This is a genomic window from Streptomyces sp. AC627_RSS907 (genome assembly GCF_019049165.1).
Genome location: NZ_JAGMUE010000045.1, coordinates 73,172 through 99,764 on the forward strand (window position 1 = coordinate 73,172; position 26,593 = coordinate 99,764).

The following is a 26,593-nucleotide window of genomic DNA, read 5'->3' on the forward strand; positions in this document are numbered from 1 at the left end:
GGACACCACCGGGCGGCGGTTACTTCTCGGCGCCGCCGGGTCCCCGGATACCGAGGGCCTGGGTCGTCGTGGGGTTCACGAGCAGCACCAGCGCCGTGACGGCCACGACACCGAGCACGATCCCCGCGGGGATCGCCACACTGTCGGCGTGCAGCAGGTTGTACGCCACGGGCAGCGCGATGATCTGCGTGATGACGGCGGGCCCCCGGCTCCAGCCCCGCCGGGCGAGCAGCCCGCGGGCGGCGAGCAGCGGCAACAGGGCGAGGACGACCAGGGTGATACCGCCGGTGACGGCCGCGGTCCGGTCGTCGGGGTGGCCGGCGAGTCCTCCCACGAGCATCCAGCCGCCGCCGACGACGAGCGCCAGCCCCTCCAGTGCGGCCACTGCGGCCGCGGCGGTCAGCCGGCCGGGACGAGGGCCCGCCTCTTCGGCGGCTTCCGGGGTGCGGGTCTGCTCACTGCTCACCCCTGAAGGGTAGCTCTCGGCACGAGGACGCCCGTGCGTGCCTTCCGCATACCCGCCCGACCGCCCCCGATCCGCGCACCGACCCCTCACCCGGTCCCACCGGGCGGTCCGCACCTCGGTCTGGGCCGGGTACCACGCAGTAGGTACCCTGCAGACCATGCGTGCACTTCTCGTGGTCAATCCGGCGGCAACCACCACGAGCGCGCGTACGCGCGACGTGCTGATCCACGCGCTCGCGAGCGAGATGAAGCTGGAAGTGGTCACCACCGAGTACCGCGGCCACGCACGCGACCTCGGCCGGCACGCGGCGCAGAGCGACGACGTCGAACTCGTGGTGGCCCTCGGCGGCGACGGCACGGTGAACGAGGTCGTCAACGGCCTGCTGCACGCCGGTCCCGACCCGGAGCACCTGCCCGGTCTCGCCGTGGTCCCCGGCGGCTCCACCAACGTCTTCGCACGTGCCCTCGGCCTGCCCAACCACGCGGTGGAGGCCACCGGCGCCCTGCTGGACGCGCTGCGCGAGGGCAGTGAGCGCACCGTCGGGCTGGGCCTCGCCTCGGGCACGCCGGGCTCCGAGGACGAAGCCGTCCCGGAGCGCTGGTTCACCTTCAACGCAGGCCTGGGCTTCGACGCCGGCGTGGTCGGCCGCGTCGAGCAGCACCGCGAGCGGGGCAAGAAGTCCACGCACGCCCTCTACGTCCGTCAGGTGGTGCGCCAGCTCATCGGCGAGCCGCACCGCCGCAGCGGGACCATCACCCTGGAGCGGGACGGCGAGGACCCGGTCGAGGGCCTGGTGCTGTCCATAGTCTCGAACACGTGCCCGTGGACGTTCCTCGGCAACCGCCCGATCTACGCCTCGCCCAAGGCCTCGTTCGACACCGGGCTCGACGTGTTCGGTCTCAGCCGTCTCTCGACGGCCGCGGTTGCCCGGTATGGCACCCAGTTGCTCACTTCGTCCCCCGAGCGCGGCCCTCGAGGCCGGCATGCGCTCTCCCTGCACGATCAGACCCGGTTCACCTTGCATTCGAAGGTGCCGCTCCCCCTCCAGATGGACGGTGACCACCTGGGGCTGCGGACCAGCGTGACGTTCACAGGCGTACGCCGTGCACTGCGTGTGATTGTGTGAGCAGAAGGGGCGAAAGTCCTTTCACTCGAACGTTTAGACCAGGATCCACCCCATGGAAGTACGGCTGTGACCTAGTCGACACCGAAGAATCAAAAAAAACTTTCCGGAAGGGGTTGTATCCGCCGCCGAGGTTTGCGAGTCTCTACATGGCGATCGGGACGGCCCGCAACACCAGCCTCCACAGGTCACCAGAACCCCTCTTCAAATCACAGGACCACGCCGGGAACCTGGCGGTAGGCCCTTCCCTTGTTGAGGGATTCGTGAAAGCGTTCACATTCACAAGCACCCTGCACGTAATACCAAGGAGAGGTAGCAGCCATGGACTGGCGTCACCGCGCCGTTTGCCGCGAGGAAGACCCCGAGCTCTTCTTCCCCATCGGCAACACCGGTCCCGCGCTGCTGCAGATCGAGGAAGCCAAGGCCGTCTGCCGTCGCTGCCCTGTCATGGAGCAGTGCCTGCAGTGGGCGCTCGAGTCCGGTCAGGACTCCGGCGTCTGGGGTGGTCTCAGCGAGGACGAGCGCCGCGCGATGAAGCGCCGTGCCGCCCGCAACCGGGCTCGTCAGGCCTCTGCCTGACCATCCACCCCTGCTGACAGCCTGAGCTTGGCGGCGCGTACAGCGAGTACGCAACTCCCGCTCCCGAGCCGCAGCGCGCAGTACCCCCGATGCGCATCGGACGATGCATCGCACGAGCACTGGCCTCGGACCTTCACCGGTCCGGGGCTTTTTGCTGCCCCGGCCACGCCCCCGCTCGGCCCGCTACCTCTCCGTCGGCACCGGGATGTCCAGGATCACGCGGGTGCCGCGGTCCGGGGCCGGGACCATGTCGAAGGCGCCGCCCAATTCGCCTTCCACGAGGGTACGGACGATCTGCAGACCGAGATTGCCGGAGCGGTGCGGATCGAAGTCCTCGGGCAGACCGACGCCGTCGTCCTGGACGGTGACCAGGAGCCGGGCTTCCTTCGTCGTGCCGCCACGGACCGCGGAGACCTCGACCGTGCCGGTGTCGCCCTCGCGGAAACCGTGCTCCAGAGCGTTCTGGAGCACTTCGGTCAGCACCATCGACAGGGGCGTCGCCACCTCGGCGTCCAGGATGCCGAAGCGGCCGGTGCGCCGACCGGTGACCTTGCCCGGCGAGATCTCCGCCACCATGGCCAGCACGCGGTCGGCGATCTCGTCGAACTCCACCCGCTCGTCCAGGTTCTGGGAGAGCGTCTCGTGCACGATCGCGATCGAGCCGACCCGGCGTACGGCTTCCTCGAGCGCTTCGCGGCCCCGGTCGGACTCGATGCGCCGGGCCTGGAGGCGCAGCAGGGCCGCCACCGTCTGGAGGTTGTTCTTCACCCGGTGGTGGATCTCCCGGATGGTGGCGTCCTTGGTGATCAACTCACGCTCACGTCGACGCAGTTCCGTGACGTCGCGCAGAAGCACCAGCGAACCGATGCGCGTGCCCTTGGGTTTGAGCGGGATGGCCCTGAACTGGATGACCCCGTCATGCGCCTCGATCTCGAACTCGCGCGGCGCCCAGCCGCTGGCCACCTTGGCGAGCGCCTCGTCCACCGGGCCGCGGGACGGGGCGAGTTCGGCGGTGGTCCGGCCGAGGTGGTGGCCGACCAGGTCGGCGGCGAGGCCCATGCGGTGGTAGGCCGAGAGGGCGTTCGGGGAGGCGTACTGCACGGTGCCGTCCGCGTCGAGCCGGATCAGCCCGTCACCGACCCGGGGCGAGGCGTCCATGTCGACCTGCTGGTTCTCGAACGGGAAGGCGCCGGCCGCGATCATCTGCGCCAGGTCCGAGGCACTCTGCAGATAGGTGAGTTCCAGACGGCTGGGCGTGCGCACGGTGAGCAGGTTGGTGTTGCGGGCGATCACGCCGAGGACGCGGCCCTGACGTCGTACGGGGATGGACTCGACGCGGACCGGGACCTCCTCGCGCCACTCCGGGTCGCCCTCGCGCACGATCCGGCCTTCGTCCAGGGCGGCGTCCAGCATGGGGCGACGGCCGCGCGGGACGAGGTGGCCGACCATGTCGTCCTGGTACGAGGTGGGTCCGGTGTTGGGCCTCATCTGGGCGACGGAGACATAGCGCGTGCCGTCGCGGGTGGGGACCCACAGGACGAGGTCGGCGAAGGAGAGGTCGGAGAGGAGCTGCCACTCCGAGACCAGCAGATGGAGCCACTCGAGGTCGGAGTCGTCGAGCGCGGTGTGCTGGCGTACGAGTTCGTTCATGGAGGGCACGTGGCCGAGCGTACCTGGCGGTACGGACAGCGATCGAAACCAGCCAGATTCCACCGCTCCCCCACGCGGACGAACCCCCCGGAAACACCCGCGGGCCGCGGCGCCTGAGAGGGACCCTCAACCCTCCCGGCACCGCAGCCCGGAGCAACAACGGCCGTGGGGTGTGCGGTCCCGGTCGGCCGAAGGATGAGGACCCGGGGCAGTCAGGGCAGAGAGCTCCGGTTCCTCGGTCCGTCCTCCTGTGCGGGGAGGGCGGAAGCCTGACGTTCACCTTGCGTGACTATCACGGTAAGCGCCTTGGTCGCCATTGTGGACTAGACCACTCGCCATGTCCATGCGGTGGACGGTGTTTGCTGTTGTCGCGTTCTGCCGACCGCTCGGACACCCGAGCACCCGGCCCAAAGCCTAACCCTGTTGGCTCACAGGCGGGGCCAGATGGCCAGGGCAATTTCCGCGAGCGCCTCCAGCTCCGCCCGGCTCGCACCGTCGCGCGCCTGCTGGGACATGCCCTGGATCATGGCACCGGTGTACCGGGCGAGGGCGGCGGCATCGGTGTGCGGGGGCAGCAGGCCCTCGGCCACGTCGGCCGCGATCCGGTCCTCGATCGCGGCGATGTTGGCGTTCCGCCGCTCCCGCAGGGACTCCTCGACCTCGGACGTCGAGCAGTTGGCGGCCGCGTGGATGACGAGGCAGCCGTGCGGCCGGCCGGGTGCCGTGTACTCGACGGCGGCCTCGCGCAACATGCGCTCTATCCCCGCACGTGCGGTCGGCTCCTCGGCGAGCGCACGGGCGCCGAAGGATCCGTACCGCGCTCCGTACTCCTGGACCACCTCCTCGAAGAGCGAGCGCTTGTCGCCGAAGGCGGCGTACAGACTCGGGGTGCCGATGTCCATGACCCGTGTGAGGTCGGAGACGGAGGTCGCCTCGTAACCGTGCTCCCAGAAGGCCATCAGCGCCTTCTCCAGAGCCGTCGCGCGGTCGAAGGAGCGGGGGCGGCCACGCGACCTGCCGCCGGCACCCCGGCCCGCCACCCCGGCCCGCTCATTCTTCCCGCTGCTGCTCACCATGGAGTGGATTTTATAGCGAGCACTAGAGAAATGTCGCGGGAGTGCTGTACGGTCATTTCTGTAGCAACCGCTATACAAATGCGAAGGGGATGCCGCCATGGGCGCGCAGGGTGCACTTACGGGCAGGACGGCTCTCGTCACGGGGGCGAGCAGGGGCATCGGGCGGGGGATCGCCGAGCGACTGGGGCGCGACGGCGCGCGCGTCGCGGTGCACTACGGCAGGAACGAGGCGGCGGCAAAGGAGACGGTCGCCGCGATCGAGGCGGCGGGCGGCTCGGCGTTCGCCATCGGGGTCGACCTGGGCGCGCCGGGGGCCGCCGAGGCACTGTGGGAGGAGTTCGACCGGCACGCCGACGGGCTGGACATCCTGGTGAACAACGCCGGGATCGGCAGCACCCGCCCCATCGGGGAGATAGGGGAGGAGGAGTACGACGCCGTCTTCGCGGTCAATGTGAAGGCGCCGTTCTTCCTCCTCAAGCACGGCATGAAACGGCTGCGCGACGGCGGCCGGGTCATCAACATATCGTCAGGACTGGCCCGCTCCGCGGTGATGCCGGACAACATGGCGTACGCGATGACGAAGGGCGCGCTGGACGTGTTCTCCCGCGACCTCTCCAAGGTCCTCGGCGCCCGCGGCATCACGGTGAACTCGGTGGCGCCCGGCATCATCGAAACGGACAACACGGCCGACCTGCTGCACGGGAGCGCGGACGGCTGGGACCGGGCGGCGGCACTCTCGGCGCTGGGCGGGGTGGGCGCGCCGGCCGAGGTGGCCGACGTGGTCGCGTTCCTCGCCTCACACGGGGGCCGATGGATCACGGGAAGCTGGGTGGACGCGACGGGGGGCTCCATGGCGTCATGACGCCGCCACCCGCCTGACCGGTTCAGCGCGCTCAGGGGGCCCGGCTCTGTTAGATTGGTCTAAACCACATGGTCAGTACCGGGCCCCGGGTGAGTCCTCTCTTCGAAACGGCAGGCAAGCGTGGAAGTTGTCATCGTTCCCGATGCCCAGGCGGGCGGCGAGCTCATAGCCGAGGCCATGGCGCAGCTGCTGCGACGCAAGCCCGACGCTCTGCTCGGGGTGGCCACCGGCTCGACGCCGCTGCCGGTGTACGAGGCGCTGGCGGCCAAGGTGCGATCGGGCGCCGTGGACACCGCGCGGGCGCGGATCGCCCAGCTCGACGAGTACGTCGGACTCCCCGCGGAGCATCCGGAGTCGTACCGTTCGGTGCTGCGACGTGAGGTGCTCGAGCCGCTGGGGATCGGCATGGACGCGTTCATGGGCCCCGACGGCACGGCCGCGGACGTGCAGGGGGCGTGCGAGGCGTACGACAAGGCGCTGGGTGAGGCCGGCGGAGTCGACCTCCAGCTGCTGGGGATCGGGACCGACGGGCACATCGGGTTCAACGAGCCGTGTTCCTCGCTCGCGTCGCGGACCCGGATCAAGACGCTCACCGAGCAGACCCGCGTCGACAACGCGCGCTTCTTCGACGGTGACATCGAGCAGGTGCCGCACCACGTGATCACGCAGGGTATCGGCACCATCCTGGAGGCCCGGCATCTGGTGCTGCTCGCCACCGGCGAGGGCAAGGCGGACGCGGTCGCCGCGAGCGTCGAGGGACCGGTCGCGGCCGTGTGCCCGGCCTCCGCGCTCCAACTGCACCCGCACGCCACGGTCGTCGTCGACGAGGCCGCCGCATCCAAGCTGAAGCTCGCCGACTACTTCCGGCACGCCTACGCCCACAAGCCCGACTGGCAGGGCATCTGAGCCCGTCCGGGCCCTGAGCACCGGACAGCCCCGCGCAAGGCGCCTGTCCCCGTGACGGGGGTCGGCGCCTTCGCCGTACCGGCGGGAAGGAACCGGCTGGGCCCCGACCCGGCTGCCACCACCCGGAAGGCCGGCGACGGCGCGCACCAGCCGGTGGGGGCGGCGGGCGCCCCGGGGCGACCGTGGGCAAAGGCGCCGGGCGCCCGGGGCAACCGTGGGCAAAGGCGCCGGGCCCGCCCCGGGGTCCAGCGCCTTGCCGTACCGGCGGCTGTGCCTGTCACGCACCCACGAGGGCCTCTGCCGCCGCCCGGCCGCAGACGCGTGACGCGCCGTGGGTGGCCAGGTGGAGGGAGCCGCGTGGCTCGGCGCGGGGGACGCCCATCTCGACCACGATCGTGTCGGGGCGGGCCGCCAGCACGGTGTCCAGGGCGGCCGCCATCCAGGGGTGGCGGTGCTCGTCACGGACGACAGCCACGATCCGGCGCGGACCGGCCGCGGCCAGCGCCTCCTTCCCGGCGTCCGGTCCGGTGAAGCTGCCGGTCTCCGTGCCGGGGAGCAGCCGGAGGAGCTCGGCGGCGATGCCCCAGGGGGTCTCGTCACCGACCGCGATGTTGGCGACGGGAGTGAGCGCGGCGACGTACGGCGGCTCGGCGAGGGGCGTGAAGCCCTCGGCGCCGGTGGTCCGCAGCGCGCGGCGCGCGGCGCGCAGGCCCACGTCGCCGTCGGCCGCGTCCCCGGCTCCCGCCTCGTCCGCCGGGTGCGCCGTGGTCCAGCGGGCCAGGGCGCGGACGCGTTCCGCCGCGTCGGCCAGGCGTTCCTCGGGCAGCTCGCCCGAGCGGACCGCCTCGACCAGGGCGTCGCGCAGCCGTCGTACGGTGTCCTCGTCGGACAGGCCGCCGCCCACGCAGATCGCGTCGGCGCCGGCGGCCACGGCCAGCACGCTGCCGCGTTCGATGCCGTACGTGCCCGCGATGGCCCGCATCTCCATGCCGTCGGTGACGATCAGGCCGTCGTAGCCCAGTTCACCGCGGAGCAGCTCGGTCAGGATGCGGCGGGACAACGTCGCCGGACGGTCCGGGTCCAGGGCCGGGACCAGGATGTGGGCGCTCATCACCGCGCGGCTGCCGGCGGCGACGGCCGCGCGGAACGGCACCAGGTCGCGTGCGGCCAGCAGGGCGGCGTCCACGTCGATGCGCGGCACGGCGTAGTGGGAGTCGACGGCCGTGTCGCCGTGCCCGGGGAAGTGCTTGGCGCAGGCGGCCACGCCGGACGACTGCAGGCCGGTGACGTAGGCGGCGGTGTGCCGGGCGACCAGGTCGGTGTCGGCACCGAAGGCGCGTACCCCGATGACCGGGTTGTCCGGGTTGGAGTTGACGTCGGCGGACGGGGCCCAGTTGAAGTTCACTCCGCAGGCCGCGAGCCGGCGGCCCAGTTCCGCGGCCACCTCACGGGTGAGCCCGACGTCGTCCACCGCGCCGAGCGCGAGGTTGCCGGGGAAGGAGGAGCCGGTGCGTACCTCCAGGCGGGTGACGTCGCCGCCCTCCTCGTCGATGGCGACCAGCACGTCCTCGCGCTCGGCGCGCAACTGCGCGGTCAGCGCCGCCACCTGCTGCGGCGAGGCGATGTTGCGCCCGAACAGGCCGACCGACGCCAGCCCCTCGCCGAGGCGACGCAGCAGCCAGTCGGGGGCGGTGGTGCCGGTGAAACCGGGCTGGAGAACCGTGAGCGCGTCACGGGTGAGGGTGTCGGTCCCCCTGGCGATGGTCGTCATGGGTGGCGTTATCCCTTCACGGCGCCGGCGGTCAGGCCGCTGACGGCCTTGCGCTGCAGGAAGACGAAGAGGATCAGGATCGGGATGGCGAAGAGGGACGAGGCTGCCATGGTCGCACCCCAGTTGTCGCCGAAGACGGTCTGGAAGCTGGTCAGCCACAGCGGCAGGGTCTGGGACTCGGCCTCCTTGTTGACGACCAGGACGAGGGGCAGCTCGTTCCAGGCGGTGATGAAGCCGAACATCGAGGTGGACATCAGGCCCGGGGCGAGCAGCGGCAGGATGATCCGGCGGAACGCCTGGGCCCGGGTGCAGCCGTCGACCAGCGCGGACTCCTCCAGCTCCCTGGGGACGGCGGCGACGAAGCCGCGCAGCGTCAGGATGGTGAAGGGCAGGATCATCATCATGTAGAAGAGGGTGAGCGGCACGAGGCTGTTCAGCATCGACGCGTCGCGCACGATCATGTAGATCGCGATGACCATGACTTCCCACGGCGCCATCTGGGCGAGCATGAAGCCGACGATGAAGCCGCGCCGCCCCCTGAACCGCATCCGGGCCAGGGCGAACGCCCCGGCCAGCGCGATGACCAGCGAGAAGGCGACCGCGCAGAGGGTGACGATGAACGAGTTGCCGACGTACGTCCAGAAGTGGTCGGCGTCGACCGCGGTCTTGAAGTGCTCGAAGGTGACGTCGGTCGGGAACCAGACCGGGTCCTCCGAGATGATGTCGCCGGTCGGTTTGAAGGCCGTGGCGAACATCCAGTAGACGGGGAAGACGAGGCCGATGAACAGGACGACGGCCGTGACGTTGGGCCACAGGCGGCCGAAGAGCGAGCGCTTCACAGCTCGTCCTCCTCTTGCTTGAGCACGATCCTGAGGTAGTAGGCGGTCAGGCCGAGCAGGATCAGGATGGTCAGGACGGCGATCGCCGCGCCCATGCCGTAGTGCTGGTTGCCGACGCCTTCGATGTAGGCGTAGACGGGCAGGATCTCGGTGAGACGGTCCGGGCCGCCGCCGTTGAAGGTGTAGACCTGGACGAACGCCTTGAAGATCCAGATGACCTCCAGGAAGGTCGTCGCGTAGAGGAACGGCCGCAGGACCGGCAGGGTGACCGTGGTGAAGCTGCGCCAGGCGCCGGCTCCGTCGAGGGCGGCGGCCTCGTACAGCTCGCCGGCGATGGTGGTGGTCGCCGCGTACAGGTTGATCGCGACGAACGGGACGGACATCCAGACGATGAGCAGGGTGACGACGAAGAAGGTCGACATCTGGCTGCCGGTCCAGCTGTAGTCGGCCATGGAGTGCCAGCCGAGTTTGTCCAGGACCCAGTTGACGACGCCGAAGCGCTGGGCGAAGAGCCACTGGTAGACGGTGGTCGCGGCGACCACCGGCATGGCCCACGCCAGCACCAGGCCGATCAGCAGCACGAGCCGCATCACCCGGCCGAGGCGGGCGAGCAGCAGGCCGATCAGGCCGCCCACCACCATGGTGAGGGCGACGTTGACCGCGGTGAAGAGGATCGAGCGGACGGTGACCCGCCAGAAGTCCTCGCCGGTGAGGACCTCCTTGTAGTTGTCGATGCCGTTCCACTCGGTGACGTGCTGGATCAGCTGCGCCATGTTGAGGTTCTGGAAGGACAGCAGGGCGTCCTTCAGCAGCGGCCAGCCGAGCAGCAGCACGGTGGCCGCGCAGGCGGGCAGCAGCAACAGGTACGGAGTGAGCGCGCCGGCACGGGACGCGGCTCTCGGTTTCGGCCGGCCGGTGCCCCCGCCGTCCGCCTTGCGGACGTCCGACGGGCCTGATGGAGGCCGTTCGGTCTGCACGGTCATGCTCGCGGTCTCTCTCTTCTCGACCTGTTCAACTCGACGCCGGGGCGGGGGCCGTCGCGTTCCGGCCCCCACCCCGGCTCACCCGGTCCTACTGCTGCTGCGCCAGGCGCTTGTTGAACTCGCCCTCCACCTGCTCCGCGGCCTCGGCCGGGGACTTGCCCTTCAGCACGGCCGTCAGATAGGTCTTGATCGGGTTGGGGTCGTTCTCGACCGCGGCCCACTCCGGGATCAGCGGCGTGGTGTCACCGCCCGCGGCTGCGGGCGCGGCGGCCTCGGCGGCGGCGTTGCCCTTGAGGTTGCTCTGCAGCGCCTCCTTGTTCGGGATGACGCCGTTGGCCTTGGCCAGCGCGCCCTCGAACTTGTCGGACAGTGCGATCTTCAGGAACTCCTTGGCGAGCTCCTGCTTCTTGCTGCCCGCGGCGACGGCCAGGTTGGAGCCGCCGAGGAAGACGCCCTCGGGCTTGCCGGCCGTGGCACCCGGGATGGTGAAGTAGCCGAGGTCCTTCTCGATCGCCGGGTTGGCGGTGATCGCCGTGCCGGCCTCCCAGCCCATGCCGATGATGGCGCCGGTCTTGCCCTTGGCGAAGATCTCGCCCTGCTGCGGGGTGGCCTCGTCCTTGTCCTTGGGCGCCTTGGAGAGAGCCTGGAACTTCTTGTAGGTCTCGGTGGCGGCGGCGACCTTCGGGTCGGCCAGGTTGGAGACGTACTTGTCGCCGTCCTTCTTGACCAGCTCGGCTCCCTCGCCGATGGCCAGGCCCACGAAGTGGTACCAGTTCTGGCCCGGCAGGTAGATCGGCTCGGCGTCGGTCTTCTCGCCGATCGTCTTGAGGGCGTTGTAGAACTCGTCGCGGGTCTTGGGCGTCTCCTTGACACCCGCGTCCGCCCAGACCTTCTTGTTGTAGATGACCACGCGGTTGACCACGAACCACGGGGCCGCGAACTGCTTGCCCTCGAAGACGGCGGACTTGTTGAGGGACTCGGACCAGTCGGCGCCGATCCCGCTCTTGAGGTCGCTCAGGTCCGCCAGGCCGCCGGTCTTGGCGTAGGCCGGGGTCTGGGTGTTGCCGATCTCGAAGACGTCGGGCGGGTTCTCCTCGGAGAGAGCGGTGGTCAGCTTCTGCTGGATGCCGTTCCACTTCTGGATCTCGAACTTGACCTTGGCCTTGGTCTTGGCCTCGAACTCCTTGGCGAGGTCGGCCTGCCACTGGTCGGGCGAGGAACCGTCCATCACCCAGACGGTGAGCGTCTCCCCGGCGTAACCGTCCGCCCCGGTCTTCTTGCCGTCGTCGTCGCTGTCGCCCCCGCACGCCGCGATCGAGACCATCATGCCCGCGATACCGATCGCGGCTATCAGCTTGCGCTTCACGCCACCCTCCTCAGGGATGCCACAAAACCCCCCTGCCTCCCCGCGGTTGCTCGTCGACGCGGACCGCCCATGGGGCCGGGACCTGGACCAATGGTGTAGACCAGTACGGGGAGCTTGGCCCAGACCAATAGGGCTGTCAAGGGTGTTCAAGCGCGCTCCGGACGTCCGTGATGCGACCGAGATATGCAGGGACCTTTCATTCCGCAAGCGACAGATCGGACGGACCGGCGCCGGGTGTACCACCCCCGCCGAAGGGGATGCCGGGACGGTTCCGCACCCGCGTACCGGCGAGGCCGGACGGCGCTGTGGACTAGACCAACGGGGGCCCCGGAGGTATACAGAAGGGATCACGGAGCGTGCGGGATCGTCCCGGCACGAAGCCGTGCCACGATGTGAGCCGTGGCCGACAGGGGATGTCGGTCGCTTCGGCACCCGGAGCCGGGAAGGCAGAGCATGAGCACCGACGTCAGCAGTGCGGAGAACGAGGGTGGGGCGACCGTCCGTACCGCGCGCGTGCCCAAGTACTACCGTCTGAAGAAGCATCTGCTCGACATGACCCGGACGCAGACGCCGGGCACGCCGGTCCCGCCCGAACGCACACTGGCCGCGGAGTTCGACACCTCGCGCACGACCGTGCGCCAGGCCCTGCAGGAGCTGGTCGTCGAGGGCCGCCTCGAGCGCATCCAGGGCAAGGGCACCTTCGTCGCCAAGCCCAAGGTGTCACAGGCCCTGCAACTCACCTCGTACACCGAGGACATGCGGGCGCAGGGCCTGGAGCCCACCTCCCAGCTGCTGGACGTCGGCTACATCACCGCCGACGACCGGCTCGCGTCACTGCTGGACATCGCGCCCGGCGGGCGGGTGCTGCGCATCGAGCGGCTGCGCATGGCCAACGGGGAGCCGATGGCCATCGAGACGACCCACCTCAGCGCCAAGCGCTTCCCGGCGCTGCGCCGCTCCCTGGTGAAGTACACGTCCCTCTACACGGCCCTCGCCGAGGTGTACGACGTCCATCTCGCCGAGGCCGAGGAGACCATCGAGACCTCCCTGGCCACCCCGCGCGAGGCCGGCCTGCTCGGCACCGACGTCGGCCTGCCCATGCTGATGCTCTCCCGCCACTCGCAGGACCGGACGGGCCAGCCGGTGGAGTGGGTGCGGTCGGTGTACCGGGGCGACCGCTACAAGTTCGTGGCCCGGCTCAAGCGGCCCCAGGAGTAGGGCCCACGCCCACCCGGCGCAGGTCTGGCCGGACCAGGGCACAGGTCTGGCGGAAACCGCCACGCCCGGTCCGCGACGTTGCGGTTGAGGACCGATATGCGGACGAGGGCTTCCGCTGTCTGACGCCGTCACCTACATTTCGTGCGCACTGCACCAGGTGACCAGCGAGGGGACGGAGCCGCCGCATGCCAGAAGACTCAGAAGCGAGCAGGGGGCCGGTGGTGACGCCGGTGCGCGTCGTCATCGGCCTCTGTCTCGTCGCACCGTTCGTCGCCATGCTGTGGGTCGGGTCGTACGCCGAGACCGACCCGGTCTTCATCGGGATCCCGTTCTTCTACTGGTACCAGATGGCCTGGGTGCTGATCTCCACCCTGCTCACGATGATCGCGTACAAGCTGTGGCAGCGTGACCAGCGCGCCCGCCGGGAAGGCGGGGCCAAGTGAACGACGGAGTGAACGGCGTCGCACTCGCCGTCTTCATCTTCTTCTTCGTCCTCGTCACCGCGATGGGCTTCCTGGCCGCGCGCTGGCGCCGGGCGGAGAACGAGCAGAGCCTCGACGAGTGGGGCCTCGGCGGGCGCTCGTTCGGCACCTGGATCACCTGGTTCCTGCTGGGTGGCGACCTGTACACGGCGTACACCTTCGTGGCCGTCCCCGCGGCGGTCTACGCGGCGGGCGCGTCCGGCTTCTTCGCGGTGCCGTACACGATCCTGGTCTACCCGCTGATCTTCACCTTCCTGCCGCGGCTGTGGTCGGTCTCCCACAAGCACGGGTACGTGACGACGTCGGACTTCGTGCGCGGCCGGTTCGGCTCGAAGGGGCTGTCGCTCGCGGTGGCCGTGACCGGCATCCTGGCGACGATGCCGTACATCGCGCTCCAACTGGTCGGCATCCAGGCCGTGCTGGACGTCATGGGCGTGGGCGGCGGCGAGGACACCAACTGGTTCGTCAAGGACCTGCCCCTGCTGATCGCCTTCGGCGTGCTGGCGGCGTACACCTACTCGTCGGGTCTGCGCGCGCCCGCGCTGATCGCGTTCGTGAAGGACACGCTGATCTACATCGTGATCGCGGTGGCGATCATCTACATCCCGATCGAGCTGGGCGGGTTCGACGACATCTTCGCCTCGGCCAACGACAAGTTCACCGAGGCGGGCAAGGGCGGTCTGGTACCCGACGCGACGGGGCAGTGGACGTACGCCACCCTGGCGCTCGGCTCGGCGCTCGCGCTCTTCATGTACCCGCACTCGATCACCGCGACGCTGTCCTCGCGCAGCCGTGAGGTGATCCGCCGCAACACCACGATCCTGCCGCTGTACTCGCTCATGCTGGGCCTGCTCGCACTGCTGGGCTTCATGGCGATCGCGGCCGGGGTCAAGGTGGACAACGGGCAGCTGGCGATCCCGCAGCTCTTCGAGAACATGTTCCCGGACTGGTTCGCGGGCGTGGCCTTCGCGGCGATCGGCATCGGTGCCCTGGTCCCGGCGGCGATCATGTCGATCGCCGCCGCGAACCTCTTCACCCGCAACATCTACAAGGACTTCATCAAGCCGGACGCCACACCGGCCCAGGAGACCAAGGTCTCCAAGCTGGTGTCCCTGCTGGTGAAGGTGGGCGCGCTGGTCTTCGTCCTCGGCATGGACAAGACGGTCGCGATCAACTTCCAGCTGCTCGGCGGCATCTGGATCCTGCAGACCTTCCCGGCCCTGGTCGGCGGCCTGTTCACCCGCTGGTTCCACCGCTGGGCGCTGCTCGCCGGCTGGGCGGTCGGCATGGTCTACGGCACGGTCGCCGCCTACGGTGTGGCCTCGCCGACGCAGAAGCACTTCGGCGGCTCCTCGAAGGAGATCCCGGGCATCGGCGAGATCGGCTACATCGGCCTCACCGCGTTCGTGCTGAACGTCCTGGTCACCGTGGTCCTGACCGTCGTCCTCAGGGCCGTCAAGGCGCCCGAAGGGGTCGACGAGACCAAGCCGGGCGACTACACGGCGGACTCGGGCGACCCCGGTGTCCAGGTGGAGCTCCCGCCGGCCACGGCGGGCACGTCGCACTGACCCTGGGCACACGCCGCACAGCGGGCCGCCGGAGAAATCCGGCGGCCCGCTGTCGTACCCGTCGGTCACACTCGGCCGGCCCCATGGACTTCGCGATCCGGCGGGCGGCATCCGACGAGTACGGCATCCTCGGCGAGATCACCGCACAGGCCTGTCTGGGGGACGGGCTCCTCGCCTTCGGGGAGAGCGACGCGTACCCCGGCGAGCTGCGGAACGTGGTCGAGCGGGCGGTGGCCGCCGAGGTGCTGGCCGCCACGGCGGACGGCCGGGTCCTCGGCGGCGTGACCTTCGTCCCCTCCGGCGGCCCCATGGCCGGCGTCGCCGGGCCCGCGGAGGCCGAGATGCGCATGCTCGCCGTAGCGCGCGGGGCACGCGGCCGCGGGGCCGGCGAGGCGCTCGTGCGGGCCTGCGTCGACCGCGCCCGGGCCGTCGAGGGCTGCGGGCGCGTCGTGCTGTCGGCCCAGCGCACGATGCGCACCGCCCACCGCCTCTACGAACGGCTGGGCCGCACCCGCACCCCGGACCGCGACCGGAACCCGCTGCCGGAGCTCGACGACATCACTCTCCTCACCTATGAACTGACACTCCGAGACCGACGCGACACAACATCTGGGGGTGCTCACGGAACCCGGCACAAGATGTATGCTCATGCTCGCTGTCGCCGCAGGGGAATCCGGTGCGAATCCGGAACTGTCCCGCAACGGTGTACTTGCGTGTTTTCCGCACGCACGTCCAGTCCGAGGACCTGCCGACAGTGCGCCCGGCCGTCCCGGTCCGGGTGCCATGACGTCCGGGCCTCGTGGAGTGGGCCGGTGGACGCGACGCCGTGCGCGCTCGTGAGCTGCCCCCTGCCCTCCGCCAGGCCCTGTGCCGAGCGAGGGAGTGCCCCACGTGACCATCGCGCCAGCCGATCCGGCTTCAGCGACCCCGGCGACGGTGACCGAGGAACCCGACGGTCCCGGTGCCGCGTTGCTGCGCACCCTGACCGGGCTGACCGCGGACCTCCAGGACGCCGACCCCGGCCGGGTCGCCGCCGCCGCACTGCGCGGCCGGTCCGCCCGCGCGGACGAGGCCGAGCTGCGCGAGCTCGCCACGGAGGCGGCGGCCGGACTCATCTCGGAGGACCCGGTCTACTCGAAGCTGGCCGCCCGCCTGCTCACGATCGGCATCCGCGCCGAGGCGGCGTCCCAGGGCGTCACCACCTTCACCGACTCGGTCGCCACCGGCCACCGCGAGGGTCTGATCGCCGACCGCACCGCCGAGTTCGTACGGCGGCACGCGGACCGCCTCGACGCGCTGATCGACCCGGCGGCCGACGACCGCTTCGGCTACTTCGGCCTGCGCACCCTGTACAGCCGCTATCTGCTCCGGCACCCGATCACCCGCAAGGTCGTCGAGACGCCCCAGCACTTCCTGCTGCGGGTGGCCGCCGGACTCGCCGAGGACACGGCGTCCGACGCGGCGACGGACACCCGCCCGGTGGACGAGGTCGCCGACCTCTACGGGCTGATGAGCCGCCTCGACTACCTGCCCTCCTCCCCCACCCTGTTCAACTCCGGCACCCGGCACGCCCAGATGTCGTCCTGCTACCTCCTGGACTCCCCCAAGGACGAGCTGGACTCCCTCTACGACCGCTACCACCAGGTCGCCAACCTCTCGAAACACGCCGGCGGCATCGGCATCGCCTACTCCCGCGTCCGCGCCCGCGGTTCCCTGATCCGCGGCACCAACGGGCACTCCAACGGGATCGTCCCGTTCCTGAAGACGCTGGACGCCTCGGTCGCGGCCGTGAACCAGGGCGGACGGCGCAAGGGCGCGGCGGCGGTCTACCTGGAGACCTGGCACGCCGACATCGAGGAGTTCCTGGAGCTGCGCGACAACACCGGCGAGGACGCCCGCCGCACGCACAACCTGAACCTCGCGCACTGGGTGCCGGACGAGTTCATGCGCCGGGTGGACGCCGACGAATCCTGGTCGCTGTTCTCGCCGTCCGACGTCCCCGAGCTGGTCGACCTGTGGGGCGAGGAGTTCGACGCCGCGTACCGCAGGGCCGAGGCGGCGGGGCTGGCCCGCAGGACGCTTCCCGCCCGCGAGCTGTACGGCCGCATGATGCGCACCCTCGCGCAGACCGGCAACGGCTGGATGACCTTCAAGGACACCGCCAACCGCACCGCCAACCAGACCGCCGAACCCGGGAACGTCGTCCACTCCTCCAACCTCTGCACGGAGATCCTGGAGGTCACGGACGACGGGGAGACGGCGGTCTGCAACCTGGGCTCGGTCAACCTCGGCGCGTTCGTCGACCGGGCGACCGGCGACATCGACTGGGACCGGCTGGACGCCACCGTCCGCACCGCCGTCACCTTCCTGGACCGGGTCGTCGACATCAACTTCTACCCGACCGAGCAGGCGGGTCGGTCCAACGCGCGCTGGCGTCCGGTCGGCCTCGGCGCGATGGGTCTCCAGGACGTCTTCTTCCAGCTCCGGCTGGACTTCGACTCGCCCGAGGCCAAGGCCCTCTCCACCCGCATCGCCGAGCGGATCATGCTCGCCGCCTACGAGACGTCCGCCGACCTCGCCGAGCGCCACGGCACGCTGCCGGCCTGGGAGGAGACCCGTACGGCCCGGGGCGTGCTGCACCCCGACCACTACGGCGTCGAGCCGGCCTGGCCGGAGCGCTGGTCGGCGCTGCGCGCGCGCATGGCCACGACCGGCCTGCGCAACTCCCTGCTCCTCGCGATCGCGCCGACCGCCACCATCGCCTCCATCGCGGGGGTGTACGAGTGCATCGAGCCGCAGGTGTCCAACCTCTTCAAGCGCGAGACGCTCTCCGGCGAGTTCCTCCAGGTCAACTCCTACCTGGTGGAGGACCTCAAGCGGCTCGGCGTGTGGGACGCCCGCACCCGTGAGGCGCTGCGCGAGGCCAACGGTTCGGTGCAGGGCTTCGCCTGGATCCCCGAGGAGGTGCGCCGGCTGTACCGCACGGCCTGGGAGATCCCGCAGCGCGGCCTGATCGACATGGCCGCCGCCCGCACCCCGTACCTCGACCAGGCCCAGTCGCTGAACCTGTTCCTGGAGACGCCGACCATCGGGAAGCTCTCCTCGATGTACGCGTACGCCTGGAAGCAGGGCCTGAAGACCACGTACTACCTGCGCTCCCGCCCGGCGACCCGCATCGCCCGCGCCGCCGCCCGCGCCACCGTCCCCGTGCAGGCCGTCCCCGACCCCGAAGCGGTCGCCTGCTCCCTGGAAAACCCCGAGTCCTGCGAGGCCTGCCAGTAATGACCACCGAGACCCCCGCGACGAAGAACCTGCTCGACCCCGGCTTCGAGCTGACCCTGCGCCCCATGCGCTACCCGGACTTCTACGAGCGCTACCGGGACGCCATCAAGAACACCTGGCACGTCGAGGAGGTCGACCTCCACTCGGACGTCGCCGACCTCGCGAAGCTCAGCCCCGAGGAACAGCACCTCATCGGCCGGCTGGTGGCCTTCTTCGCGACGGGCGACTCGATCGTCGCCAACAACCTGGTGCTCACCCTCTACAAGCACATCAACTCCCCGGAGGCGCGGCTGTACCTGTCCCGCCAGCTCTTCGAGGAGGCCGTGCACGTCCAGTTCTACCTGACGCTGCTGGACACCTACCTGCCCGACCCGGACGACCGGGCCGCCGCCTTCGCCGCCGTGGAGAACATCCCCTCGATCCGCGAGAAGGCCGAGTTCTGCTTCCGGTGGATGGACTCGGTCGAGTCGATCGACCGCCTGGAGTCCAAGGCCGACCGCCGCCGCTTCCTGCTCAACCTGATCTGCTTCGCCGCGTGCATCGAGGGCCTGTTCTTCTACGGCGCCTTCGCCTACGTCTACTGGTTCCGCAGCCGGGGCCTGCTGCACGGACTGGCCACCGGCACCAACTGGGTGTTCCGGGACGAGACGATGCACATGTCCTTCGCCTTCGACGTGGTCGACACCGTCCGCAAGGAGGAACCGGACCTCTTCGACGACGCCCTGCGGCAGCAGGTCACCGACATGCTGCGGGAGGCCGTCGAGGCCGAGCTGCAGTTCGCGCGCGACCTGTGCGGTGACGGCCTCCCGGGCATGAACACCGACTCGATGCGGCAGTACCTGGAGTGCGTGGCCGACCAGCGCCTGACGCGCCTCGGCTTCGCCCCGGTGTACGGCTCCGAGAACCCCTTCTCCTTCATGGAGCTGCAGGGCGTTCAGGAGTTGACCAACTTCTTCGAGCGGCGCCCCTCGGCGTACCAGGTGGCGGTGGAGGGCACCGTCGACCTGGACGAGGACTTCTGAGGGCTTCGGATCTCCTTCCCCTCCGCCCGGTCCTCCCCGGCCTCCCGGTCCTCCCGGGCCTGCCTGAGCTGACGGTCGACGCGCTTGTCGTGCACGATGCCGATCACCGAGGGCAGGACCATGAGGACCAGGAGTCCGAAGGTCACGAGCATTCCGATCAGGGCTTCCATCTGGTTTCCGGTCATGACACCACTGTCGCGCCGGGCACTCCTTACCGGGAGTGGCAGGACTGCCGTAGGGCCTCGATTTCCTGCCACTTCCGGGGCACACTGGCGGCATGCTGCAGAACGTGGCCACCGTCCTGCTGGACGGCGTGCATCCCTTCGAACTCGGCGTGGTCTGCGAGGTCTTCGGCATCGACCGGAGCGACGACGGCCTGCCGGAGTACGACTTCGCCGTGGTGTCGGCGGAGGGGCCGGCGCTGAGCACCCATGTCGGCGGGCTCTCCGTCTCCACTCCGTACGAGCTGGACCGGCTGGAGGAGGCCGACCTGATCGCCGTGCCGGCGGGGAGCGACTACGCCAGCCGGGACTACCCGCCCGAGCTGCTGGACGCCCTGCGGCGGGCGGTGGACCGGGGCGCGCGGGTGCTGAGCGTGTGCTCCGGGGTGTTCGTGCTGGGTGCCGCCGGGCTGCTGGACGGGCGGCGGTGCGCGGTGCACTGGCACCACGCGGCCGAGCTGGCCCGGCAGTACCCGAGGGTGGCCGTCTCACCCGACGTGCTCTACGTGGACGAGGACCCGGTGATCACCAGCGCCGGCACCGCCGCCGGCATCGACGCCTGCCTGCACATCGTCCGCAAGGAACAGGGGCCGGAGGTCGCCAACAAGATCGCCCGGCGCATGGTCGTGCCGCCGCACCGGGACGGCGGGCAGGCGCAGTACATCGAGCGGCCGCTCCCGCGCTCCTCCTGCGACACCGTCGGCGAGGTGCTGGCCTGGATGGAACAGCACCTCGACCAGGAGGTCACCGTCGAGCAGCTCGCGGCCCGGGCGCACATGGCCCCGCGCACCTTCGCCCGCCGCTTCCAGCAGGAGACGGGTACGACTCCCTACCGCTGGATCCTGAGCCAGCGCGTGCTGCTGGCCCAGCGGCTGCTGGAGGCGACGGACGAGACGATGGACACGATCGCCAGGCGGACCGGCTTCGGTACGGCCGCGGCCCTCAGGCACCAGTTCGTCAGGGCCCTGGGCACCACCCCGCAGGCCTTCCGGCGCGCCTTCCGGGGCCCTCGGGCAGCGGCCTGAGCGTCACCGCGCCACCGGCCTGACCAGCAGGTCGTGCGGACGCAGGGTGATGCCCACGCGGACCGCGTCGTTCGAACCGGCCACCTGCTCGAAGCGGTACTTCGTGGCGAGCGCCGCCGTGATCAGGGTCAGCTGGGCCATCGAGAAGTGGTCGCTGGGGCACTTGCGATTGCCCACACTGAACGGCTTCATGGCGTACTTCGGCACGCCCTTGGCACGTTCCGGAATCCAACGGTCCGGGTCGAACTCCAGGTTGTCGGCGTACGACTTCGGATCGCGTTGGATTGCGTACGGACTGTAGATGATGTCCGAACCGGCCGGAATGCGATAGCCACCGAGTTCGGTCTCGACCACGGCGCGCCGCGTCAATATCCATACGGCAGGACGCAAACGCATGGCCTCCATGATGACATTGCCGGTGTGCGTGAGCCTGCGGACGTCGTCGAATGCCACGGGGCGCCCGCCGGTGACCGCTTCGACTTCGTCGCGTATGCGGTCGGCATGTTCCGGGTGTTCGGCAAGTGCCTGGAGCAACCACATGATCGTGGAAGCGATGGTTTCGCTGCCCGGGGTGAGTATCGCGACGACCTGGTCGTGGATCTCCTGTTCCCCGATCGGGTCGCCATTGTCGTCCTTCGCCTCGAGCAATGCCGTGAGCAAATCGTCCGGCTTTTGACCGGACGCGCGGCGCTCGGCGATGATCTCGTCGACCAGCAGGTGCAAATCGGCCAGCGCGTTGTTGAATTGCCGGTTGGCCGGCAGCGGCAGCCGGTAGAGCGGTCCGAGCGGGACCACCATCCGCCGGTACATGCCCCGGAAGACGGTGGCGAGCGCGACGCACAGCCGCTCGGCCCGCTCGTCCATGTACCGGCCGCGCAGCAGGCAGCGGGCCGCGACCCGCACGGCGACGCGGAAGGACTCGGAGGTGGCGTCGATGGTGCGTCCCGCCTGCCACCGCTCGGTGAGCGCGTGCGCCTCCTCCTCCATGATCGGCCCGTAGGCGGGGATGGCGTCGAGCTTGAAGGCGGGCTGGATGGTGCGCCGCTGGCGCCGGTGGAGCGGGCCGTTGGCGGTCGCCACGCCCTCCTTGCCGAGCAGGCCCTCCAGCGACTCCCAGAGCGGGCCGGCTATGTGGTACTCGGGGCTCAGGGCCAAGGCTCCGGTGAGCTCCGGCGTGGTGACCGCGTACACGGTCTTCGGGCCGAGCTTGATGCGCACGATGTCACCGTGGTCGCGCAGCTGGGACATGTAGGCCAGCGGGTCGCGGGCCAGCTTCCAGCCGTGGCCGAGGAGGGGGACACCGCCACCCGCCACGGGGGGCACGCGCAGTTCCCGTGCCTGGCCGGTCCGGGTCTCGGGGGACGGTGGCATCTGCTGTCCGGGCAGAGCCGAGGACTCGGGAGAGGACTCGACGGTCATTTCTCACCTGCCGCTTCGTTGTTGACGTACGGGGGCGTGGACCGGTCGTCCCAGCTGTCGACCATGTACCGGCCGGATTCGTGGTGGAACCAGTAAACGGAACTGAACCAGTTCCGCATATTGCCGATGACGGCCCGCACCGCGCCGCTCAGTTCCTTTCCACGCACGGTCCCGTCGGCGATGTCGTCGGCGAACCGTAACGCCTCCTGTTCCACCAGGAGGAATTCGGTGATGCATTCCTCTACTCGTCTCCGGACTTCCCCGACAGCTTCTTCCAGGGTCAGTCCGTGATGAGTGATGAGACTGATGCCGAGATTGTGGACCTCGTTACCCGCTAACTCCTTCGGCAACGAGCAGAGGTCGTTGTACCAGGCCGCGAATTCCTGGCTCAGTAGCGCCGCCCGGCGATATGCCGGGTGTCTCCGGACGGCGTCCGGGAGTTCACAGCCCGCGCTCGGCTCCAGCAGATCGGTCCATATCCAGTGCGCGAAGGTGAGCCGGCGCAGTTCGAGGTACTCCTCGACTCCGGGCACGATCCCGCGGGTCCGGTTGTGGAATTCGCGGTCGTACGCCTCGATCACCGCGTGGAAGTGCCGGGCGAACCGGGCGTTCCATGTCGCCGGCGCCGGCAGGAAGGCGTAGAGCCGCCGCACACTGTCGGCGAACCCGGCGACCAGCGTGTCCTCGTGGTGCAGATGGTCCCACGGGGAGTCGAGTGCCGTGTGCAGCCGGTCCCGCAGCAGTCGCCAGGCGACGTGCCGGCCGTGGACGATGTCACGGTCGTGCCGGTCGTCCCAGACGAAGAACCACGCGCTGTAGTCCGCTATCGCCTGCATGACCTCGTCGGGGGCGCCCAGGTAGTAGCCCGCCATGAGGTCCGTGTAGCGGAGACCGTCGGCGTGTTCCTCGACCTTGTCGGCCGGCATGAGTCGTTTTTCCAGCATCCAGGTGCGGGTGTTCCTCTGGAGCTTCGGCCAATACGGGTGGAGTTGCCGTGGAAAGGCCGCCTCGATCACCGGAAGACGGAGCGATGGAGGTACTGCGATCGCGGTCGGTGTCGCTGTGGTGCCGTGTGAGAAAGCATGCACGAACAAACCCCTCTCAGCCGCCGGTGGCGCACCCCTCTCGCTGGGCGCGGAGTGCGCCGTTGCGTATCCCCGCGCTTCCTATTCAGCACCACAACTGACCGCTCTGGGAACGGATTTGCTTCTTTCGCTCCCCCTCGTGCCGGAATTCTCCTGTTGTGTGGCAGGTTCCGACAGACGAACGGCGCCCGCCCGGGATGAGTCCCGAACGGGCGCCGTTCGCGCTACGGAGGTGTGGCCGGTGACGTGGTGTCAGTCGTTCGCGACCACGGGGTAGCGTGGCTCGTTCTCGGCCATCTGCCGCAGCGCGTCCTTGCGTTCACGCTTGGAGAGCCGGTCGATGTACAGGTACCCGTACAGGTGGTCGGTCTCGTGCTGCAGACACCGGGCGAAGTAGCCGGTGCCGCGCACCTTGATCGGGTTGCCCTTCTCGTCCTGCCCGGTCACCTCGGCGTAGTCGGGGCGGGCGAGCGGCGCGTAGGCGGTCGGCACGGACAGGCAGCCCTCGTTGCTGTCGTCCAGGCGGCGCCGGTCGGCGGGCAGCTCGACGAGCCTGGGGTTGCAGACCACACCGACGTGGCGGACGCCCTCGTCGTCGGGGCAGTCGTAGACGAAGACCTTCTTGCCGACACCGATCTGGTTGGCGGCCAGGCCCACGCCCTCGGCGGTGCGCTGACTGGCGAACATGTCCGCGACCAGCTGCTGGAACTCCTCGCCGAAGTCGGTGACGTCGTCGCACTCCTTGTGCAGCACCGGGTTGCCGACCACCGTGATCGGACGCGAGGTGCCGCGCTCACGCCAGGCCGACTCGCGCTCCTCGCAGTCCTCGGTGTCGACGACGAACCCCTCGTCGTCCACGGGGAGCACGCCCACGTGCTGCTGATCGGTGTCCTGCTGGGCCATGACCGACGTACGCCTTCCTCGAACAACTAAGGGGTGATGCTGATGGGACTGCTGCCGCGATGTCCTGGTGCCGCAGAGTCCTGGTAAAGACTACGGGGCCGCTCAGCAGACCTCTTCCAGATCCCGCCAGTCCCGTGAGTCAGGACTGTCCGCGACCCACCCGTCGAGCAGCCCCCGCACCAGGGCGGCCGGCGCGGCCACCCCGCACTCCCGCTCCGGCACCCAGAGCTGCCCGTCGGTACGGTGACCGAGGGGCCCCGGATGGCCCGGTTCGCTGTGGTCGTGCGGGTCGAGGTGCTCGCCGTCGCCCTCGTCGGACGGCATCCGTGACTCCGAGCACATCCGGCACAGCAGCCGGACCGAGGAGGACCAGTCCTCGGCGGCGAAACCCGCGTCGGCGGCGAGCTGCTCCAGGGCGTCCCGGTCGGCCTCGGTCGCGGCCTCCAGGAGGACCACCCAGGTGGGCACGGGTGACGGCGCCCACAGCTCGATCTCGTCGAAGACGGGGTAGGCGTGCCCGGCGGCGGTCGTCCGCTCCCCGTGCGGCACCCCGTCGTGCAGGACCACCTCGCCCCAGCGCCGGCCGGAGGACGGCAGGGGGATGGACAGCACCTCGATGCGGGCGGGGTCAAGACGCCGCCCCCACACGACCTCGGCCTCGCCCTCCGGCGACAGGCGCACGGCCGCGCTGCCGAGGTCCATGCCGAGCGGCTCGTCGGCGTCCGTCGCGCCTCCGGGGGTGCGCAGCCCGTAGGCCTGCCACGCCCGGCGGGCCAGCGGCCAGTCCTGCAGGGCGGTCGCGGCGATGCCGACGTTCCACCAGTCGGGCGCGCCGCTGTCACGGTCGAGCAGTGCCACGGCCCTGAGGCCCGCCGCTCTGGCCTGCTCCCAGTCGTGCCGGAACTTGTGCAGCAGGGCGAGGTTGAACCACGACTCCGACAGCCAGGGTTCCAGGTCGGCGGCGCGCGTCAGCAACGCGCCCGCGTCCTCGTAGCGACCGTCGCCGATCAGGGTGAACGCGCGGTCGGTGGCCTGCCGCCAGGAGGCGGAGGGCCGGTGCCGTCCCTTGCCGAAGATCCTCACGATTCCCGCCTGCCAGTTCCGTTCAGTGGGCTGGCTGTGCCTTCCCGCGCCCCCGGACACCTTCTCCTTCGCATCCAACCACGTACGGCCGCGAGGGCGCTCATTACCCATGGGTTACCCCGTCGCGGACGCGGTAAGGGTGCCTCGGGACAGCACCCGGGCCAGTGCTTCCACGACGTCGGGAGCGTAGTCGTCCGCGGTGGCCAGGCGCAGCTCCTCCAGTGCCGTGAGGCCGCCGCCGGGCCCGGCGTCCCGTGCCTTCTCCTCGTAGGCGTTCACGACCCGTATGATCCGCGCGGCGACCGGCTGCTCACGGCAGGGGTCGGCCTGCCGCTCCACCACCACCGCGACCGCCGCGTCGACGCCCGTCTGACGCACGACGGCGCCGCCGAGCAGCGCGATCCGCCGCTGTTCGGTGACGGGCAGATCGGCGGTGGCTCCCGCCGGGACGGGATCGACCAGGCTCAGCTGCCCGATGTCGTGCATGAGGGCCGCGTACTCCAGGACGGTCAGCTCGGCTCCGGACAGCCCCAGGTCCCGCCCGACGGCGCCGCTCAGCTCGGCGACGCGGCGGGCGTGCCCGGCCGGGGTGTACCCGGCGATCTCGGTGGCCCGGGCGAGCGAGGCGATGGTCTGGCGGTAGGTGGCGCGGACGGCCGCGTACCGGCGGTAGGACAGCTGGGTGAGCAACAGCGGCACGCAGAAGACGGGGAGCGCCCACAGTCCCGCGACGGCCACCGCGAGCGCCATCACCGCCCCGGTCGCGCAGACCGCGGACGTGATCCCGACCATGCCGCGCAACTCCTCGCGCAGCAGCGGGCCGAAGGGCCACCCGGTGCGCGCGTGCACGGGTGCCGCGGCGAGCACGGCGTCGCACAGCGTGGTCAGGGCGAGCAGTGCGATCAGCAGCAACGCGTGGGCGGAGCCGCTCCAGGCCTGGAAGACGCCGTGGTCGGACGGCGGCCGGAAGCACACGGCGACGAAGGCGACGGTGAGCACGCGCCGCGCCAGGTGGTCCAGCACGGGTCCCCGGCCGCGCGCGACGTACGGCACGCTGCCGAGCAGCGAGGCGGCGAGCACGACGGTGACGGTCTGGGCGACGCCATGGTGCACGGGCCGCCCGGCGACGTTGTCGAGCAGCGCGTAGGCCAGTGCCCCGGCGGCCCCGACGGGCGCGGTCTCCCGGATCTCGGTCCCGGACCGCCGGGTGAGCTCGCCGAGGGCGACCAGGGCGCCGAAGGCCAGGGCGACGGGCCGCTCCGCCGGCCCCGACCACAGCACGGAGGCGACGCAGGCGAGGGCCACGAGCCCCGCGCAGGCGGGGACGACGCCCAGGACGGCGGGGGACCGGGACCGCGACGACGTCATGGCGTGCTCCCGCCGACGCGGCCCCGCGCTTCCGCCTTCAGGCCGTCCGGCGGCGGCCCTCCGCGGCCGGCGCACCCGCGCCTCACGGCCACGCGGGCAGGGGCACCGACGACCACGGCCGCCACCGTCGGCGCGGACAGCCGCTCCGGAAAGCCACCCGCACCCCCCTCACGGGCAATCCCCACGCCCACCCCGGCACCGACCCGCCGCCCACACCGGCCCACGCCCACACCGGCACCGACGCGCCGCCCACACCGGCCCACGCCCACACCGGACACACCCCCGCCCCTCCCCAC

At 70.4% G+C, this 26,593-nt stretch carries 23 protein-coding genes, 1 pseudogene and 1 riboswitch; of the genes and pseudogenes, 11 read left to right on the forward strand and 13 right to left on the reverse strand.

Features of this window, described 5'->3' with window-relative positions; genetic code table 11:
* Positions 1–19: 19 nt before the first annotated feature.
* Positions 20–466 carry a hypothetical protein gene (locus tag KUM32_RS12570; RefSeq protein WP_217141930.1) on the reverse strand — a complete coding sequence of 149 codons (447 nt, stop codon included), beginning with the start codon at positions 464–466 and terminating at the stop codon, positions 20–22.
* 157 nt (positions 467–623) lie between these two features.
* Here KUM32_RS12570 and KUM32_RS12575 point away from each other — a divergent pair, with 157 nt between their 5' ends.
* Both KUM32_RS12575 and KUM32_RS12580 read left to right on the forward strand, forming a co-directional pair.
* Positions 624–1,592: a diacylglycerol kinase family protein gene (locus KUM32_RS12575; RefSeq protein ID WP_217141931.1), complete on the forward strand. Its 969-nt coding sequence runs from the start codon at positions 624–626 to the stop codon at positions 1,590–1,592.
* Positions 1,593–1,910: 318 nt separating this feature from the next.
* Entirely contained in the window at positions 1,911–2,168 is a 258-nt protein-coding gene (locus tag KUM32_RS12580; protein ID WP_003973730.1) for a WhiB family transcriptional regulator, read from the forward strand.
* Between the two features lie 183 nt (positions 2,169–2,351).
* Here KUM32_RS12580 and KUM32_RS12585 read toward each other — a convergent pair whose 3' ends face one another.
* Both KUM32_RS12585 and KUM32_RS12590 read right to left on the reverse strand, forming a co-directional pair.
* Positions 2,352–3,827: a sensor histidine kinase gene (locus KUM32_RS12585; RefSeq protein WP_217141932.1), complete on the reverse strand. Its 1,476-nt coding sequence runs from the start codon at positions 3,825–3,827 to the stop codon at positions 2,352–2,354.
* A 419-nt stretch (positions 3,828–4,246) separates the two neighbouring features.
* On the reverse strand, positions 4,247–4,894 hold the full coding sequence (locus KUM32_RS12590) for a TetR/AcrR family transcriptional regulator (RefSeq protein WP_217141933.1): 648 nt from the start codon (positions 4,892–4,894) through the stop codon (positions 4,247–4,249).
* A gap of 97 nt (positions 4,895–4,991) precedes the next feature.
* On the opposite strand from KUM32_RS12590, the gene KUM32_RS12595 reads away from it, so the two are divergent.
* Together KUM32_RS12595 and nagB are read left to right on the forward strand one after the other, a co-directional pair.
* On the forward strand, positions 4,992–5,756 hold the full coding sequence (locus KUM32_RS12595) for an SDR family oxidoreductase (RefSeq protein ID WP_217141934.1): 765 nt from the start codon (positions 4,992–4,994) through the stop codon (positions 5,754–5,756).
* A 120-nt stretch (positions 5,757–5,876) separates the two neighbouring features.
* Positions 5,877–6,662 carry a glucosamine-6-phosphate deaminase gene (nagB, locus tag KUM32_RS12600; protein WP_217141935.1) on the forward strand — a complete coding sequence of 262 codons (786 nt, stop codon included), beginning with the start codon at positions 5,877–5,879 and terminating at the stop codon, positions 6,660–6,662.
* Between the two features lie 277 nt (positions 6,663–6,939).
* Here the strand turns inward: nagB and KUM32_RS12605 are convergent, their stop codons facing one another.
* The 4 genes from KUM32_RS12605 to KUM32_RS12620 form a co-directional block, all read right to left on the reverse strand.
* Positions 6,940–8,433 (reverse strand): glycoside hydrolase family 3 protein, encoded by a 1,494-nt coding sequence (locus KUM32_RS12605; protein WP_217141936.1) that lies wholly within the window; start codon positions 8,431–8,433, stop codon positions 6,940–6,942.
* 8 nt (positions 8,434–8,441) lie between these two features.
* Positions 8,442–9,272: a carbohydrate ABC transporter permease gene (locus KUM32_RS12610; RefSeq protein WP_217141937.1), complete on the reverse strand. Its 831-nt coding sequence runs from the start codon at positions 9,270–9,272 to the stop codon at positions 8,442–8,444.
* Positions 9,269–10,255 carry a carbohydrate ABC transporter permease gene (locus KUM32_RS12615; RefSeq protein ID WP_217141938.1) on the reverse strand — a complete coding sequence of 329 codons (987 nt, stop codon included), beginning with the start codon at positions 10,253–10,255 and terminating at the stop codon, positions 9,269–9,271. Before KUM32_RS12615 ends, KUM32_RS12610 begins: the two co-directional genes overlap by 4 nt.
* An 88-nt stretch (positions 10,256–10,343) precedes the next feature.
* On the reverse strand, positions 10,344–11,621 hold the full coding sequence (locus KUM32_RS12620; RefSeq protein ID WP_217141939.1) for an extracellular solute-binding protein: 1,278 nt from the start codon (positions 11,619–11,621) through the stop codon (positions 10,344–10,346).
* A gap of 453 nt (positions 11,622–12,074) precedes the next feature.
* Between KUM32_RS12620 and KUM32_RS12625 the strand changes: the two genes are divergently transcribed.
* The 6 genes and pseudogenes from KUM32_RS12625 to KUM32_RS12650 all read left to right on the forward strand — a co-directional run bounded on the left by KUM32_RS12625 (position 12,075) and on the right by KUM32_RS12650 (position 19,193).
* On the forward strand, positions 12,075–12,839 hold the full coding sequence (locus tag KUM32_RS12625; protein WP_217141940.1) for a GntR family transcriptional regulator: 765 nt from the start codon (positions 12,075–12,077) through the stop codon (positions 12,837–12,839).
* Positions 12,840–13,024: 185 nt separating this feature from the next.
* Positions 13,025–13,282: a DUF3311 domain-containing protein gene (locus KUM32_RS12630; protein WP_217141941.1), complete on the forward strand. Its 258-nt coding sequence runs from the start codon at positions 13,025–13,027 to the stop codon at positions 13,280–13,282.
* Positions 13,279–14,889, forward strand: a complete 1,611-nt coding sequence (gene mctP / locus KUM32_RS12635; protein ID WP_217141942.1) for a monocarboxylate uptake permease MctP — start codon at positions 13,279–13,281, stop codon at positions 14,887–14,889. The genes KUM32_RS12630 and mctP overlap by 4 nt, the downstream gene beginning before the upstream one ends.
* 83 nt (positions 14,890–14,972) lie before the next feature.
* Positions 14,973–15,476, forward strand: a pseudogene (locus KUM32_RS12640) (GNAT family N-acetyltransferase); the annotation flags it as partial.
* Positions 15,477–15,556: 80 nt separating this feature from the next.
* Positions 15,557–15,635, forward strand: a riboswitch (cobalamin riboswitch).
* 145 nt (positions 15,636–15,780) lie between these two features.
* Positions 15,781–18,171 (forward strand): ribonucleoside-diphosphate reductase subunit alpha, encoded by a 2,391-nt coding sequence (locus KUM32_RS12645; protein WP_217141943.1) that lies wholly within the window; start codon positions 15,781–15,783, stop codon positions 18,169–18,171.
* The gene (locus KUM32_RS12650) at positions 18,171–19,193 is read left to right on the forward strand and encodes a ribonucleotide-diphosphate reductase subunit beta (RefSeq protein WP_217141944.1); all 1,023 of its coding nucleotides are present in this window, start codon (positions 18,171–18,173) and stop codon (positions 19,191–19,193) included. Before KUM32_RS12645 ends, KUM32_RS12650 begins: the two co-directional genes overlap by 1 nt.
* Here KUM32_RS12650 and KUM32_RS12655 read toward each other — a convergent pair.
* The gene (locus tag KUM32_RS12655; RefSeq protein WP_254405442.1) at positions 19,106–19,378 is read right to left on the reverse strand and encodes a hypothetical protein; all 273 of its coding nucleotides are present in this window, start codon (positions 19,376–19,378) and stop codon (positions 19,106–19,108) included. The genes KUM32_RS12650 and KUM32_RS12655 overlap by 88 nt on opposite strands.
* Before the next feature lie 92 nt (positions 19,379–19,470).
* Between KUM32_RS12655 and KUM32_RS12660 the strand changes: the two genes are divergently transcribed.
* On the forward strand, positions 19,471–20,439 hold the full coding sequence (locus KUM32_RS12660) for a GlxA family transcriptional regulator (protein WP_217141945.1): 969 nt from the start codon (positions 19,471–19,473) through the stop codon (positions 20,437–20,439).
* A gap of 3 nt (positions 20,440–20,442) precedes the next feature.
* On the opposite strand, the gene KUM32_RS12665 is transcribed toward KUM32_RS12660, so the two are convergent.
* From KUM32_RS12665 to KUM32_RS12685, 5 genes are all read right to left on the reverse strand, one after another.
* Positions 20,443–21,810 (reverse strand): cytochrome P450, encoded by a 1,368-nt coding sequence (locus KUM32_RS12665; RefSeq protein ID WP_217141953.1) that lies wholly within the window; start codon positions 21,808–21,810, stop codon positions 20,443–20,445.
* 44 nt (positions 21,811–21,854) lie between these two features.
* Positions 21,855–22,946 (reverse strand): epi-isozizaene synthase, encoded by a 1,092-nt coding sequence (gene cyc1, locus KUM32_RS12670; RefSeq protein ID WP_217141946.1) that lies wholly within the window; start codon positions 22,944–22,946, stop codon positions 21,855–21,857.
* Positions 22,947–23,195: 249 nt separating this feature from the next.
* Positions 23,196–23,846, reverse strand: coding sequence for a peptide deformylase (def, locus tag KUM32_RS12675; protein ID WP_217141947.1), 651 nt, complete (start codon positions 23,844–23,846; stop codon positions 23,196–23,198).
* A gap of 102 nt (positions 23,847–23,948) precedes the next feature.
* Entirely contained in the window at positions 23,949–24,929 is a 981-nt protein-coding gene (locus KUM32_RS12680) for a hypothetical protein (RefSeq protein WP_217141948.1), read from the reverse strand.
* 114 nt (positions 24,930–25,043) lie between these two features.
* Positions 25,044–26,297, reverse strand: coding sequence for an HD-GYP domain-containing protein (locus KUM32_RS12685; protein ID WP_217141949.1), 1,254 nt, complete (start codon positions 26,295–26,297; stop codon positions 25,044–25,046).
* Positions 26,298–26,593 lie beyond the last annotated feature (296 nt).

Coding starts and splice junctions, on each gene's coding strand:
- KUM32_RS12575 (WP_217141931.1), top strand. CDS start 624: ATGCGTGCACTTCTCGTGGTCAATCCGGCGGCAACCACCACGAGCGCG.
- KUM32_RS12580 (WP_003973730.1), top strand. CDS start 1,911: ATGGACTGGCGTCACCGCGCCGTTTGCCGCGAGGAAGACCCCGAGCTC.
- KUM32_RS12590 (WP_217141933.1), bottom strand. CDS start 4,894: ATGGTGAGCAGCAGCGGGAAGAATGAGCGGGCCGGGGTGGCGGGCCGG.
- KUM32_RS12595 (WP_217141934.1), top strand. CDS start 4,992: ATGGGCGCGCAGGGTGCACTTACGGGCAGGACGGCTCTCGTCACGGGG.
- KUM32_RS12605 (WP_217141936.1), bottom strand. CDS start 8,433: ATGACGACCATCGCCAGGGGGACCGACACCCTCACCCGTGACGCGCTC.
- KUM32_RS12615 (WP_217141938.1), bottom strand. CDS start 10,255: ATGACCGTGCAGACCGAACGGCCTCCATCAGGCCCGTCGGACGTCCGC.
- KUM32_RS12625 (WP_217141940.1), top strand. CDS start 12,075: ATGAGCACCGACGTCAGCAGTGCGGAGAACGAGGGTGGGGCGACCGTC.
- KUM32_RS12630 (WP_217141941.1), top strand. CDS start 13,025: ATGCCAGAAGACTCAGAAGCGAGCAGGGGGCCGGTGGTGACGCCGGTG.
- KUM32_RS12650 (WP_217141944.1), top strand. CDS start 18,171: ATGACCACCGAGACCCCCGCGACGAAGAACCTGCTCGACCCCGGCTTC.
- KUM32_RS12655 (WP_254405442.1), bottom strand. CDS start 19,378: ATGACCGGAAACCAGATGGAAGCCCTGATCGGAATGCTCGTGACCTTC.
- KUM32_RS12660 (WP_217141945.1), top strand. CDS start 19,471: ATGCTGCAGAACGTGGCCACCGTCCTGCTGGACGGCGTGCATCCCTTC.
- KUM32_RS12665 (WP_217141953.1), bottom strand. CDS start 21,810: ATGCCACCGTCCCCCGAGACCCGGACCGGCCAGGCACGGGAACTGCGC.
- def (WP_217141947.1), bottom strand. CDS start 23,846: ATGGCCCAGCAGGACACCGATCAGCAGCACGTGGGCGTGCTCCCCGTG.
- KUM32_RS12685 (WP_217141949.1), bottom strand. CDS start 26,297: ATGACGTCGTCGCGGTCCCGGTCCCCCGCCGTCCTGGGCGTCGTCCCC.